Here is a 13,553-nt window from a genome sequence, read left to right on the forward strand (position 1 = left end):
CCTCAGTCGACCGCGCGCTCGCCGGCCCTCGCCCGGGGCTCGGCGGCCCCGGCGGGGACGGCGCCCGTGCGCTCCCGGCCCGCGCCGGGTGCACCAGCGCCGTCCCGGCCCGCGCCGTCCCGACCCGCGCCGTCGCGCGCGTCCCCGGCGTCGAGGTCGTCCGCGCCGTCCGGGCCGGCGCCGTCGACCGCGAGGGCGTCCGGGTCCTCGTCGTCGCCGATGGCGGTCGAGCGCTGCTTGGAGACGAAGACCGCGGCGACGATGACGAGCACGGCCGCGGCGGCGATGCCGAGCCGCACGACGCGGCTGTCGCCGGCGCCGAGGCTGAAGTAGACGACCGCAGGCAGGATGAGGATCGCCACGAGGTTCATGACCTTCAGCAGCGGGTTGATGGCCGGGCCCGCGGTGTCCTTGAACGGGTCGCCGACGGTGTCGCCGATCACCGTGGCCGCGTGCGCCTCGGAGCCCTTCCCGCCGAAGTGGCCGTCCTCCACGATCTTCTTCGCGTTGTCCCAGGCGCCGCCGGAGTTGGCGAGGAAGACGGCCATCAGGCACCCGGTGCCGATCGCGCCGGCGAGGAAGCCGGCGAGGGCGCTGACGCCGAGGCCGAAGCCGACGGCCACGGGCGCGAGGATCGCCAGCAGGCCGGGGGTGGCCAGCTCGCGCAGGGAGTCGCGGGTGCAGATGTCGACGACGCGGCCGTAGTCGGGCCGCTCCGTGCGGTCCATGATCCCCGGCTTGGTGCGGAACTGGCGGCGCACCTCGAAGACGATCGCGCCGGCCGCGCGGGTGACGGCGTCGATGGCGAGGCCGGAGAAGAGGAAGACCACCGCGGCGCCGAGCAGGAGGCCCACCAGCACCGACGGCGACGTGACGAAGTAGTTGAGCAGCGAGTTCGCGAGGCGCTCGGAGGGCTGCTCGGTCAGGGTCGGGATCGCCGCCTGCACGGCCTCGTTGACCGTGTTGGTGAAGGAGCCGAACAGCGCCGTGGCGGCCAGCACGGCCGTCGCGATCGCGATGCCCTTGGTGATGGCCTTCGTGGTGTTGCCCACGGCGTCCAGCTCCGTCAGCGTTCGCGCACCGTCCTCGTCGACGTCCCCCGACATCTCCGCGATGCCCTGGGCGTTGTCGCTGACCGGGCCGAAGGTGTCCATCGCGACGATCACGCCGACGGTGGTCAGCAGGCCGCAGCCGGCGAGCGCGACGAGGAAGAGCGCGAGCGTGACGGCGCCGTCGGCGAGCAGGAAGGCCAGCAGCACCGCGCCCGCGATGATCAGCGTGGTGTAGACGGCCGAGGTGAAGCCGACGCCGATGCCCGAGAGCACGACGGTGGCCGGGCCGGTCAGGGACGTGCGGGCCACCTCGCGGGTGGGCCGCGAGTCGGTGCCGGTGAAGTAGCCGGTGATCCACAGGATGACGACGGCCAGCAGGATGCCGACCCACACCGCGGCCGTGGCCAGGACCCGCGGGTCCTGGGTCAGCGCCGCGGACTCCTGGCCGACGCCGGTCAGGCCGGCGAAGCTGTCGGGGAGGTAGGCGAAGGCGGCGACGGCGCAGCCCAGGGCCGCGACGGCCGCGGAGACGTAGAAGCCGCGCTGGATGGCGGCCAGGCCGCCCTCCCCGGAGCGGGCGCGGATGAGGAAGACGCCCAGCACCGCGGTCAGGGCGCCGACCGCGGGCACGATGAGCGGGAAGACCAGGCCCTCGGCGCCGAAGACGGAGCGGCCGAGGATGAGCGCGGCCACGAGGGTGACGGCGTAGGACTCGAACAGGTCCGCCGCCATGCCCGCGCAGTCGCCGACGTTGTCGCCGACGTTGTCGGCGATGGTCGCGGCGTTGCGGGGGTCGTCCTCGGGGATGCCCTGCTCGACCTTGCCGACCAGGTCGGCGCCGACGTCGGCGGCCTTGGTGAAGATGCCGCCGCCGACGCGCATGAACATCGCCAGCAGCGCGGCGCCGAAGCCGAAGCCCTCCAGCACCGCCGGGGCGTCGTCGCGGTAGACCAGCACGACGAGCGCGGCGCCGAGCAGGCCCAGGCCCACCGTGGCCATGCCCACGGTGCCGCCGGTGCGGATCGCCAGGCGCATCCCGGTGGCCCGGCCGCCGGCCTCGCGGGCGGCGGCGGCGACGCGCACGTTGGCGCGCACGGCCAGCGACATGCCGAGGTAGCCGATCAGCGCGGAGAACAGCGCCCCGAAGAGGAAGGCGATGCTGCGCCCCAGCTTGACGCCGCCCTCGCCCGGCAGCAGGTACAGCAGGGCCACGACCGGCAGGACGAAGACGCCGAGGGTGCGGAACTGGCGCCGCAGGTAGGCGCTGGCGCCCTCCTGGACGGCGCGCCCGATCTCCTGCATGCGCTCGGTGCCCTCGCCGGCGGCGAGCACCTGGCGGCGGAAGACGAACGCCATCACCAGGCCGGCGAGGGCGATGGCGGCGATCACCAGGACGAGCGCGCGGTCGCCGCCCTGCACGGACGCGACGTCAGCGGTCGACGCGGCCTGCACCAGGGGGGCTCCTGCGGCACTGGTCTGCCCGAGCATCCGTCCTCCTCGACGAGGTCAGGCGGGACGCTCCCCGGGTGGCCTCGTGGCACCGGGCGGGGAGCGCGGTGGTCGCGCGGAGTCTACGCAGGCTCCCCCGGGCGTCCAGGCCCCCGACGGCGGCTCAGGAGCTCGAGGGCGGCAGCCGCCAGGTGAGCCGGACGCACCCGCCGGGGCCGCCCGCGCCGTCGGTGACGGCCACCGCGTCGGCCAGCCCCTCCATGAGCAGCAGCCCGACGTCGTCGCCCGCGACGTCCTCGGCGCCGGCCCCGTCGCGGACCTCGACCACCAGCGCCCCGCCCTCCAGGCGCAGGTCGAGCGCGACGAGGTCGGCGCCGCCCCCGGAGGCGGTGGAGGCCTCGGTGCGCTGCACGGCCCGGCTGCACGCCTCGCCGACGGCCAGGCGCACGCCCTCCAGGGCGGTGTCGTCGAGCCCCGTGCGCCGGGCCACGGCGGTGGTGACCAGCCGCGCCGTGCGCACGTGCTCGGGCAGGGCGGTGAAGCGCAGCTGGACCGGTCCGGCGCCGGGCGGCGAGGGCGCGGTCACGGGCGGGGCGGGAGCGCGGGGACGGCGGGCCGGTCGGGGCTGACGCTCAGGCGCCGGCCTCCCCGCCGGAGGCCGCGACCGCCTCGTCGACGCTGGAGTGGATCGGGAAGACCTTCGTCAGGCCGGTGATGCGGAAGACCTTGAGGATCTTCTCCTGCGTGCACACCAGGTGCAGGGAGCCGTCGTGCGAGCGCACGCGCTTGAGGCCGCCGACCAGGACGCCGAGGCCCGTGGAGTCGAGGAAGTCCACGCCCTCCATGTCCACCACGAGGTGGTGGCGGCCCTCGCCGACCAGGTCGTTGAGGCGCTCGCGCAGCACCGGGGCCGTGTAGACGTCGATCTCGCCGCCGACCTCGACGACGGTGCGGCCGCCCTGCTCGCGACTGGTGACGGACAGGTCCACGCGGACTCCTCGACGGTCTCGGGACGGCTGGGGGTCGCAGGACGGCGTCCCGCGGGGCGGGGGCTCGAGCGACCGGGGCATTCAACCACCCGCCGTGCAGGGCGGCCACGCCGCCGCCGCCGCGCCGCAGCGGCCCGCGCTCGGCCCGCGCTCGGCCCGTCGTCGCCCCGCGGTCGGCCCGTGGTCGCCCCGCGGTGCGACGATGGGGGCGATGAGCGGCCTGGACGTCGCGGTCGAGCGGCTCCTGGCGGCGCCGGGGCGCCGCGAGCGCGTGCTGCACGAGCACCGCTCCCCCGCCCGCGAGGGACGCACCGCGCCGTGGCCGGGGTGGACCGAGCCGGCCCTGCGCTCGGCGCTGGCCGGCGCGGGCGTCGTGGACCTGTGGGAGCACCAGGCGCGCGCCGCCGAGCTGGCGCACGGCGGGCGCTCGGTCGTCGTGGCGACCGGCACGGCGTCCGGCAAGTCGCTGGCCTACCTGCTGCCCGCGCTGACCGACGTGGCGCGGGGCGCGTCCGCGCGCGACGGGCGCGGCGCGACGGCGCTGTACCTAGCCCCCACCAAGGCGCTGGCGGCCGACCAGCTGAGCGGGGTGCGGGCGCTCGCGGTCCCGGGGGTGCGGGCGGCCACCTACGACGGGGACACGCCGGCCGACGAGCGCCGCTGGGTGCGCGACCACGCGGGGTACGTGCTGACCAACCCCGACATGCTGCACCGGTCGCTGCTGCCCGGGCACGCCCGGTGGTCCTCCTTCTTCCGCGCCCTGCGCTACGTGGTGGTGGACGAGTGCCACCGCTACCGGGGCCTGTTCGGCTCCCACGTCGCCGCGGTGCTGCGCCGCCTGCGCCGGGTCGCCGCCCGCTACGGCGCGGACCCGGTCTTCGTCCTCGCCTCCGCGACCGCCGCCGACCCCGCCGAGACGGCGACCCGCCTGGTCGGGGCGCCCGTGGCGGCCGTCACCGAGGACGCCGCCCGCCGCGGCGCCACGCGGTTCTGGCTGTGGGAGCCGCCGCTGCAGCCCGGCACGGGCGAGCACGGCGCCCCCACCCGCCGCTCGGCGACGGCCGAGGCCGCCGACCTGCTCACCGACCTGGTGGTGGACGGCGTGCGCACGGTCGCCTTCGTGCGCTCGCGCCGCGGCGCCGAGGCGGTGGCCGTCTCCGCCCGCCGCGCGCTGGAGGAGGTCTCGCCGGAGCTGTCGCGGCGGGTGGCCGCCTACCGCTCGGGCTACCTGCCCGAGGAGCGGCGCGCCCTGGAGGGCCGCCTGCGCAGCGGGGACCTGCTGGGGGTGGCGTCGACGAACGCGCTGGAGCTGGGGGTGGACGTCTCGGGCCTGGACGCCGTGGTGGTCGCGGGCTGGCCGGGCACGCGCGCGTCGCTGTGGCAGCAGGCGGGGCGGGCCGGGCGCGCGGGCGAGGACGCGCTGGCCGTCTTCGTCGCCGAGGACGACCCCCTGGACACCTTCGTCGTCCACCACCCCGAGGCCGTCTTCGGCGCCCCGGTCGAGAGCACGGTGCTCGACCCCGACAACCCCTACGTCCTCGGGCCGCACCTGTGCGCCGCGGCGGCCGAGCTGCCGCTGACGACGTCCGACCTGGAGCTGTTCGGGCCCTCCGCCGAGCCGGTGCTGCGCCACCTGGTCGCCGGCGGCCTGCTGCGCCGCCGTCCCGGCGGGTGGTTCTGGACCCGCCGGGAGCGCGCGAGCGACCTCGCGGACCTGCGCGGCACCGGCGGGGAGCCGGTGCGGCTCGTCGAGCGCGGCACCGGGCGGGTGCTGGGCAGCGTCGACGCCGGCGCCGCGCACCACGCGGTGCACCCCGGCGCCGTCTACCTGCACCAGGGCGAGGGGTACCTGGTCGAGGAGCTCGACGCGGAGCAGCACGTGGCCCTGCTGCAGCCGGGCGAGGTGGACTGGACCACGTCGGCGCGCGAGGTCACCGACGTGCGCGTGCTGGCCGAGGAGCGGTGGCGCGACTGGGGGCCGGTGCGCCTGAGCACGGGCACCGTGGAGGTGACCAGCCGCGTGACCTCCTACCTGCGCCGCCGCGTCGTCACGGGCGAGGTGCTCGGGGAGGAGCCGCTGGACCTGCCCTCGCGCACGCTGCGCACGACGGCGGTGTGGTGGACGCTGCCGCCGGAGCTGCTCGAGGCCCACGGGGTCGGGGCGGACGACGTGCCGGGCGCCGCCCACGCCGCCGAGCACGCCGCCATCGGCCTGCTGCCGCTCGTGGCCACGTGCGACCGGTGGGACGTCGGCGGGGTCTCCACCGACCTGCACCCGGACACCGGCGCGCCCACCGTGTTCGTGCACGACGCGGCGGCCGGCGGGGCGGGCTTCGCCGAGCGGGGCTTCACGGCCGCGGCCACCTGGCTGCGCGCCACCGCCGAGCTCGTCGCCGCCTGCGAGTGCGCGAGCGGCTGCCCGTCCTGCGTGCAGTCGCCCAAGTGCGGCAACGGCAACGAGCCGCTGGACAAGGCGGGGGCGCTGCGGCTGCTCGCCGCCACGCTCGCCGCCGCGGACGGCGACGCCGGGCCGGCGGGGACCGGTGCCCGGCAGGGGCTGGCGGGCGCGGACCAGGAGCGTTCGCCCGCGGGTGCGTCCGCGCGCCCGCCGGCCTGACGGCGCGGCGCCGGCCCGCGCCCGCCCCAGCGCCGGGCCGGCGGCCGCTGCCGCCCCGTCGGGCAGGACCTCCACGTGCACGGTGACCGCGCCGTCGGCCACCGCGCAGGCGGTCAGCCGGGCGCCGTTGGCCGCCGCCGCGGCCTCGGCGCGCCCGCACGGCGTCCCCCCGGCGCGCCCGAGCAGCGCGTCCGCGCCGGCGAGCGCGGCGAGGTCGGCCGCGCTGCGGGCGGTGGCCGCCGCGGCGGCGGCCTGCGCCAGCACCGCCGTCGCCGCGGCGAGCAGCACCGCCACGGCCAGCAGCCCCAGCACCAGCACGCTCCCGGCGCCCCGGTCGCCGTGGCCCCCGTCGCCCCTATCGCTCCCGTCGCTGCGACGACCGCGCCCGGCGCCGCCCGCACCGGCGCCCGCGCCCGTCACGCCGCCGCGCCCGGCGCCGGGCCGGTCTCGACGAGCGCGGTCGCCGTGCCGGCGACCGCCAGGCGCGGCGCGCCGGGCAGCAGGAGCGCGACGTCCCGGCGGACGACGACGCGCACGAGCCCGCCTCCCGCACCGCCGCTGCCCGTCGACGTCCGCACCGCGGCGTCCGGGCCGGCCACCGCCCGGGCCGCCGCCGCGACGCCGTCGGCCCCCTCACCGCGCGCGGCCGCCCGCGCCGCGGCCGCGGCTCCCGCGACGGCGCGCACCTGCGCCACGGCGACCAGGCCGACCGAGAGCACCAGGGCCACGGCGACGACCGCGCCGACCAGGCCGACGGCGAGCTCGGCGGTGACGGAGCCGCGCTGACCGGGCCCCGCCACCGCCGCCGCCGGCCGCTCAGCCCAGCGTGAGCGCACGCCGGACGATCGAGAGGAGCATGCCGCGCACCTCGCCGCTGCCCAGGACCGCCACGAGCAGGCCGGCGAAGCCGCACGCCGCCAGGGTGGCGACGGCGTACTCCGCCGTGGCCATGCCCGCGTCCCCCAGGGCCGTGCGCCCGCTGCGCCGGGCCACCGCCGCCTCCGGCGGCTGCACCGCCCCGCGCCCGCGCTCCTCGACCCGCTCCTCCACCTGCTCCGCGTCCTGCGCCGCGCGTCCTGCCACGTCTCCTCCTCCGAGTGGTCCGACCCGGGGCCACCGGTCGCGGCCCCCGCCCGAGCCTGCGGGGTGGCCGGCCGCGGTGGGCGCGACCGCGCACCGGCGGTGGACGGCGGGACGCCGCGCCGTCCTGTGGGCGGCCCGCGGCGCCCTGTGGACGATGTTCACGGGCGCAGCACCGCCCCGGCCAGGCCCAGCACGACGGGCACCACCCCGAGGGCGGCGAAGCCGGGCAGCGCGCACAGGCCCAGCGGCAGGACGACGCGCACGCCCAGGCGGGCGGCGGCGAGCTGGCCCGCGCGCGCCCGCCGCCGCCTCACCTCGCCCGCGGCCGCGGTCAGCAGGGCCGCCACGGGTGCTCCGGTGGACTCCGCCAGGTGCAGGCAGCGGCGCACGGCCGCGCAGCCGCCGGGAGCGCCGGCCCACGCCAGCTCCTCGGCGGCGCCCAGGCGCAGCAGGTCGGCGACCCGCACCAGGGCCGCCCCGCCGGAGCCGCCCACGGCGCGACCGACGACGGCGAGGGCCGGCACCGGCGGGGCGCCGGCCTGCACCGCCGCCGCCAGCAGGTCCAGCACGAGGGCGGCGTCGACCGGCTCGTACCGGGCCGCGGCGCGCCTGCCCGCGCGGCGGTCCCGGAGGAGCGCACGAGCACGGCGACGCCCGGGTCCGCCGGACCCCGGTGCTGCCCCGGCGCTCGGGTGCGGCCCGGCGACGCGCCGCAGCCGGTGCTCGGCTCCCGGGTGCGATCCGACCAGCACCGCCGCCAGCAGGCACAGGGCGGCGACCGCGGCCGCGAGCGCGCCGCTCACCCGGCGCGCTCGGCGGCCCGGACCAGGGCCCTGGTCCACCACCAGCCGGCCGCGGTGCAGCACACCCCCACCGCGGCGGCCACCCGCCCGGCGGCGGTGCCCAGCAGCACTCCCAGCGGGTCGGCGCCCACCGCGGCGCCGAGCGCGAGGCCGAGCCCGGGCAGGGCCACGAGCAGCGCCGCGGTGGCGCGCGGCGCGGCCAGCGCGGCGTCCCGGGCGCCCTGCGCGTCGGCGTCGGCGCGCAGCCCGAGCACGAGCCGGTCCAGCACGTCCGCCGGCGCCGCGCCGGTGCGCTCCGCCACCCGCCAGGCCGCCGCCACCGACCGCAGCGCCGCCCGCGCCGGCGGGGGCAGCGCGCCCTCGCCGGCGGGCTGCGGGCCCGCGAGGGCGGCGGCCACGTCACTCCCGGCGGCCGACGCCGCGGCAGCCGCGGCCAGGACGGCGCCGACGGGCCCGCTCGCGGCCTGCGCCGCCGGGTGCGCCCAGGCGCTGGCCGGCGCCACGCCCGCGCGCAGCAGCGCGGCGACCTCCGCCACCGCCTGCGCGACGTCCTCGACCGCCGCCGCGGCCGGGGCCCGGCGGCGGGCCCACCCGGCGAGGACCGCCGCCCGCGCCCGCCGGCCCCGGGACGCGGTCGCCCCGGCGCGCACCGGCGGCGCGACGCGCACCGGCCCGCGCACCGGCCCGCGCACCGGCCCGGCCAGGACGGCGGCGCCGACCAGCAGGGCGGCCAGCACGGCCCCTGCGCTCACCACGGGCTCACCACGGGCCTCACCACGGGCTCACCACGGGCCTCACCACGGCCTTCCCCGGCCAGGCCGAGGCGCTGGGCCAGCTCGGGCCAGGCCCGTTCCACCGCACCCGGCGCGGCCGGGTCGTCGGGGTCGGCGCTCAGCGCGGGGACCACGGCCAGGGCCCCGTGCCGGTCGCGGGCGACGATGCCGACCTCCGCGACGCGGCGCAGGCCCGCGTCGCGGCGCAGGTGCAGCACCACGTGCAGCGCGCTCGCGGCCTGAGCGGCGAGGGCCGCGCGGTCCAGGCCGGCGAGGGCGCCGAGAGCCTCCAGCCGCGCCGGGACGTCGGCGGCCGCGTTCGCGTGCACGGTGCCGCACCCGCCCTCGTGCCCGGTGTTCAGCGCCGCGAGCAGGTCACGGACCTCCGCGCCGCGGCACTCCCCGACGACGATGCGGTCCGGGCGCATGCGCAGGGCCTGGCGCACGAGGTCGTCCAGGCCGACGGCGCCGGCGCCCTCGACGTTGCCGTGCCGCGCCTGCAGGCGCACCACGTGCGGGTGCACCGGCGCCAGCTCCCCGGCGTCCTCGACGAGCAGGAGGCGCTCGAACGGGTCGGCCAGCCCCAGCAGGGACGACAGGACCGTGGTCTTGCCGCTGCCGGTGCCGCCGCTGACGAGGAAGGACAGCCGGCGGCGCACGAGCGCGCGCAGCACCGGCGCCCACGACGGCGGCACCGCGCCCGCGGCCACGAGGTCCTCGAGGGAGAAGGCGCGCCGCCGCGGCACGCGCAGCGACAGCAGGGTGCCGTCGGGCGAGAGGGGCGGCAGCACCGCGTGCAGCCGCACGCCGTCCGGCAGCCGCGCGTCGACCCACGGGCTGGACTCGTCCAGGCGGCGCCCTCCGACCGCGGCCAGGCGCACCGCCAGGGCCCGCAGCGCCGCCTCGCCGCCGAGGTCGAGGTCCACGCGGCGCGGTCCCTCGCCGCGGTCCACCCACACCGAGCCCGCGCCGTTGACGAGCACGTCGGTGACGCCGGGCGCGTCCAGCAGCGGCTGCAGCGGGCCGGCCCCGAGGATCTGCGCGCCCACCCGCCGGGAGGCGTCCAGGACGCCGTCCGCGCCCAGGACCGAGGTGGCCGCCACGGCGCTGACCAGCTCCGCGCCGCCCGGTGCGGGACCGGGCAGGCCGGTGCGCACGCGGTCGACGAGGGCTCCCGGCGGCGCGCCGGGAGCACCGCTGGACGCGCCGCGGCGGCTCACGCGGCACCGACGGCGGGCGCCTCGTCCTCCACCGCCGCCAGCACCGCCTGGCAGCAGGCGGCGAGGGCGCCGCGCCGGCGGCTGCCGGGCGGCTCGCCGCGGTCGAGCGCCGCGCGCAGCCCGGCCTCGGGCGCGGTGCGGGCCAGGAGCGGCAGCTCCAGCGCGTCCGCGAGCGCGGCGGCGCCCACGCCCGCGCGGGGCGGGACGACGGCGACCACGCGCAGGTCGCCGGTGTGCGGGGCGACCAGGTCGCGCACCCGGCGCGCGGAGGCCACGGCCCGCACCTCGGCGGGGACCACGAGCAGCAGGAGGTCGAGGCGCCACAGCGCCGCGACGGTGGCGGGGTCGTCGCGGCGCGGGAGGTCGACGACGACGAGGTCGCTGCCGCGCGCACCGGCGTCCAGCACCGCCTCGACCGCCGGCGCCGGCGCCGGCAGCGGGGCGCCCCCGCCGGGCTCGCGCCCCCACGCCAGCACCGGGACGCCCTCGGCGACCGGCAGCGCCTCGCGCAGCAGGGACGCCCGCACCGTGCCCCGGGCGGCCGCGAGGTCCGCCCACCGCAGGCCGGCGGCGTCCTCCGCGCCGAGCAGCAGGTCCAGACCGCCGCCCAGGGGGTCGCCGTCGACGAGGAGCGCCCGGCGCCGGCGCGCGGCGGTCACGGCCAGCGCGGCCGCCAGCACGGACGCGCCGGCGCCGCCGCGCCCCCCGACGACGCCCACGACGCGGCCCCCGGCCCCGGGCGGCTCCCCGGCGCGCGCCAGGTGGTGCAGGAGGGCCTGCTCGCCGTCCGGGAGCACCAGCACCTCCTGGGCGCCGACCTCGACCGCCGAGCGCCACACCCGCTCGCCCGCGCCCGGGAGCGCGAGGAGCACCGTCCCGCCGCGCCGCACCGGCACCCCGAGCGCCGCGGCGTCGTCGCCGAGCAGGACGAGCTCGGCGTCCAGCCACGCCCGGCGCGCCGCCCCGGCGTCCACGACGACGTCCACGGGCACCGAGGCGGCCGCCGCCAGGCGCCCGACCTCCTCCACCAGCACCGACCGCCGCGTCACCAGCAGCACCCCCGCCACCCGGACCCTCCTCCGCACCGCGGTCCCCGCGGACCCGCCCGACACACCCCGGCGCCCGAGTCGGCACCCGTGGCGGCCAGGCTGGCGGCGCGAGGGCCCGACCGGGCCCGTCCGCGGGGCGCCTGTGGACGGCGGGACGTCGGGGCCGCCTGTGGGCAGGAGGTGGGCGGGACGTGGGCGCGCGGCCGGTGCTCCGCACCCGGCAGGGGAAACCCGGCGCCGGAACTCGCGGGTCACGGTCCGTACCCAGGACGGGACGGAGCGTTCGATCGCGGTCGACGCACCGGTGTCCGAGGAGACGACGCGGGCGCCGCGCCGTGCCTGCTCACCTGGTGAGACGGCTGCTTGACGAAGCGCCGGGCGCAGGGTGTCATGACCCGGCCACCGGCGACGGCGCCGGTCCGTGACGAGGAGGTCGCATGTCCGTCGAGAACCGCGTGGGCGCTGTGCCGGCGGGTGAGCCGCCGGGTCGCGCCACGGCGTTCGAGGAGGTGCACGGGAGCTGCGAGTTCGAGGCCCTCAAGCGCAGCTTCCGCCGGGTGATCTTCCCCGCCACGGCCGTGTTCCTGGCCTGGTACTTCCTCTACGTCCTCCTCGCCGCCTTCGCCCAGGACTTCATGGCCACGCGCCTGATCGGCAACATCAACGTGGGCCTGGTCTTCGGGCTCCTGCAGTTCGTCAGCACGTTCGCGATCACCATGGCGTACCGGCGCTGGGCCGACCGCACGTACGACCCGGCGGCGACGGCGCTGCGCGAGCGCATCGAGGGCGGCACCGCCGCCGGGGGCCACCGGTGAGCCCCGTGCTCGCGGCGGCCGCCGCGCCCGTGGCGCCGGGCAACCCCCTGGTCAACATCGCCATCTTCGCCGCGTTCGTCGTGGTGACGATGGTGATCGTCCTGCGGGCGTCGCGGAACAACCAGACCGCGGCGGACTACTACGCCGGCGGCCGCTCCTTCACCGGCCCGCAGAACGGCACCGCGATCGCCGGCGACTACCTGTCCGCGGCGAGCTTCCTCGGCATCGCCGGCGCGATCGCCCTCAACGGCTACGACGGCTTCCTGTACTCCATCGGCTTCCTCGTGGCGTGGCTGGTCGCGCTGCTGCTGGTGGCGGAGATGCTGCGCAACACGGGCCGCTTCACGATGGCCGACGTCCTGAGCTTCCGGCTGCGCCAGCGGCCGGTGCGCATGGCCGCGGCGCTGGCGACCCTGGCGGTCTGCTTCTTCTACCTGCTGGCCCAGATGGCCGGCGCCGGCGGCCTCGTCGCCCTGCTGCTGGGCATCAGCGGCACGGCCGGCCAGTACGTCGTCGTGGCCATCGTCGGCGCCCTGATGCTCTTCTACGTCCTCGTCGGCGGCATGAAGGGCACCACGTGGGTGCAGATCGTCAAGGCCGTCCTGCTCATCGGCGGCGCCGCCGTGATGACGGTGTGGGTGCTCGCCCTGTACGGGTTCAACATCTCCGGCCTGCTCGGCGACGCGGTGGCGACGGCGACGGCGCAGGGCGTGGAGAACGCGCAGGGCCTGCTCGACCCGGGCCGCCAGTACGGCGCCACGACCCTCACAAAGATCAACTTCATCTCGCTGGCGCTGGCCCTGGTGCTCGGCACCGCCGGCCTGCCGCACGTGCTGATGCGCTTCTACACGGTGCCCGACGCCAAGGAGGCCCGGCGCAGCGTGGTGTGGGCGATCTGGCTGATCGGCCTGTTCTACCTGTTCACCCTCGTCCTCGGCTTCGGCGCCGGCGCCCTCGTCGGGCCGGAGGCCATCCGGGCCGCTCCGGGCGGCCCGAACAGCGCCGCGCTCCTGCTCGCGTACGAGCTCGGCGGCACGCTGCTGCTCGGGTTCATCGCCGCCGTCGCGTTCGCCACGATCCTCGCCGTGGTGGCGGGCCTGGCGATCACGGCCGCGACGTCCTTCGCCCACGACATCTACGCCAGCGTCATCAAGCGCGGGCAGGTGGACCCCAACGCCGAGGTGAAGGTCGCCCGGCGCACGGTCGTCGTCATCGGCATCGTCGCCATCGTGGGCGGCATGGCCGCCATCGGCCAGAACATCGCCTTCCTCGTGGCCCTCGCCTTCGCCGTGGCGGCGAGCGCGAACCTGCCGACGATCGTCTACTCGCTGTTCTGGAAGCGGTTCAACACCCGCGGCGCGCTGTGGGCCATCTACGGGGGCCTGATCAGCTGCATCACGCTGATCGCCTTCTCTCCCGTGGTCAGCGGCAAGGTCGACCCGGCCACCGGGGCGAGCCTGTCGATGATCAAGGACACCGCGGTGGACTTCTCGCTGTTCCCCCTCGAGAACCCGGGGATCGTCTCGATCCCGCTGGCGTTCTTCCTCGGCTGGCTCGGCACCGTGACGAGCAAGCCGGAGCGGGAGCACGACGCCAAGCACGCGGAGATGGAGGTGCGCGCCCTGACCGGCGCGGGAGCGGAGAAGGCCGTCGCCCACTGACCTCCCCTCCCGGCGGCGCCCCCGTCGCGGTCCTCGGCGACC

Annotated in this window: 12 protein-coding genes and 1 pseudogene; 3 read left to right on the forward strand and 10 right to left on the reverse strand. The window is 78.5% G+C overall.

Annotated elements, in window-relative coordinates:
• Positions 1–2: 2 nt before the first annotated feature.
• The 3 genes from BLS82_RS04620 to BLS82_RS04630 form a co-directional block, all read right to left on the reverse strand.
• A complete protein-coding gene (locus tag BLS82_RS04620; protein WP_092861920.1) occupies positions 3–2,540 on the reverse strand; it encodes a sodium-translocating pyrophosphatase in 2,538 nt (845 codons plus the stop codon).
• Between the two features lie 124 nt (positions 2,541–2,664).
• Positions 2,665–3,087: an ATP-binding protein gene (locus BLS82_RS04625; RefSeq protein ID WP_092861922.1), complete on the reverse strand. Its 423-nt coding sequence runs from the start codon at positions 3,085–3,087 to the stop codon at positions 2,665–2,667.
• A gap of 46 nt (positions 3,088–3,133) precedes the next feature.
• Positions 3,134–3,490, reverse strand: a complete 357-nt coding sequence (locus BLS82_RS04630; RefSeq protein WP_092861924.1) for an STAS domain-containing protein — start codon at positions 3,488–3,490, stop codon at positions 3,134–3,136.
• Between the two features lie 202 nt (positions 3,491–3,692).
• Here BLS82_RS04630 and BLS82_RS04635 point away from each other — a divergent pair, with 202 nt between their 5' ends.
• Positions 3,693–6,107 carry a DEAD/DEAH box helicase gene (locus tag BLS82_RS04635; protein ID WP_092862786.1) on the forward strand — a complete coding sequence of 805 codons (2,415 nt, stop codon included), beginning with the start codon at positions 3,693–3,695 and terminating at the stop codon, positions 6,105–6,107.
• Between the two features lie 66 nt (positions 6,108–6,173).
• Here the strand turns inward: BLS82_RS04635 and BLS82_RS16720 are convergent.
• From BLS82_RS16720 to ssd, 7 genes and pseudogenes are all read right to left on the reverse strand, one after another.
• Positions 6,174–6,527, reverse strand: a pseudogene (locus tag BLS82_RS16720) (Rv3654c family TadE-like protein); the annotation flags it as partial.
• Entirely contained in the window at positions 6,524–6,943 is a 420-nt protein-coding gene (locus tag BLS82_RS04645) for a hypothetical protein (protein ID WP_218123555.1), read from the reverse strand. The gene BLS82_RS04645 and the pseudogene BLS82_RS16720, both read right to left, overlap by 4 nt.
• On the reverse strand, positions 6,924–7,190 hold the full coding sequence (locus tag BLS82_RS16295; protein WP_092861926.1) for a DUF4244 domain-containing protein: 267 nt from the start codon (positions 7,188–7,190) through the stop codon (positions 6,924–6,926). The genes BLS82_RS04645 and BLS82_RS16295 overlap by 20 nt, the downstream gene beginning before the upstream one ends.
• A gap of 158 nt (positions 7,191–7,348) precedes the next feature.
• Positions 7,349–7,993 carry a type II secretion system F family protein gene (locus BLS82_RS04655; protein WP_176818922.1) on the reverse strand — a complete coding sequence of 215 codons (645 nt, stop codon included), beginning with the start codon at positions 7,991–7,993 and terminating at the stop codon, positions 7,349–7,351.
• Entirely contained in the window at positions 7,990–8,745 is a 756-nt protein-coding gene (locus BLS82_RS04660) for a type II secretion system F family protein (protein ID WP_176818923.1), read from the reverse strand. The genes BLS82_RS04655 and BLS82_RS04660 overlap by 4 nt, the downstream gene beginning before the upstream one ends.
• Positions 8,742–9,986, reverse strand: a complete 1,245-nt coding sequence (locus BLS82_RS04665) for a TadA family conjugal transfer-associated ATPase (protein ID WP_092861932.1) — start codon at positions 9,984–9,986, stop codon at positions 8,742–8,744. Before BLS82_RS04665 ends, BLS82_RS04660 begins: the two co-directional genes overlap by 4 nt.
• Positions 9,983–11,053, reverse strand: coding sequence for a septum site-determining protein Ssd (gene ssd / locus BLS82_RS04670; protein ID WP_176818924.1), 1,071 nt, complete (start codon positions 11,051–11,053; stop codon positions 9,983–9,985). The genes BLS82_RS04665 and ssd overlap by 4 nt, the downstream gene beginning before the upstream one ends.
• Positions 11,054–11,472: 419 nt before the next feature.
• Between ssd and BLS82_RS04675 the strand changes: the two genes are divergently transcribed.
• Both BLS82_RS04675 and BLS82_RS04680 read left to right on the forward strand, forming a co-directional pair.
• On the forward strand, positions 11,473–11,850 hold the full coding sequence (locus tag BLS82_RS04675) for a DUF485 domain-containing protein (protein ID WP_092861936.1): 378 nt from the start codon (positions 11,473–11,475) through the stop codon (positions 11,848–11,850).
• Entirely contained in the window at positions 11,847–13,511 is a 1,665-nt protein-coding gene (locus tag BLS82_RS04680; RefSeq protein WP_092861938.1) for a solute symporter family protein, read from the forward strand. The genes BLS82_RS04675 and BLS82_RS04680 overlap by 4 nt, the downstream gene beginning before the upstream one ends.
• Positions 13,512–13,553 lie beyond the last annotated feature (42 nt).

It is taken from the genome of Quadrisphaera sp. DSM 44207 (assembly GCF_900101335.1).
GTDB lineage: Bacteria > Actinomycetota > Actinomycetes > Actinomycetales > Quadrisphaeraceae > DSM-44207.

Excerpts from the sequence above, each read along its gene's own strand:
- BLS82_RS04620 (WP_092861920.1), bottom strand. The coding sequence starts at position 2,540 with ATGCTCGGGCAGACCAGTGCCGCAGGAGCCCCCCTGGTGCAGGCCGCG.
- BLS82_RS04635 (WP_092862786.1), top strand. The coding sequence starts at position 3,693 with ATGGGGGCGATGAGCGGCCTGGACGTCGCGGTCGAGCGGCTCCTGGCG.
- BLS82_RS04675 (WP_092861936.1), top strand. The coding sequence starts at position 11,473 with ATGTCCGTCGAGAACCGCGTGGGCGCTGTGCCGGCGGGTGAGCCGCCG.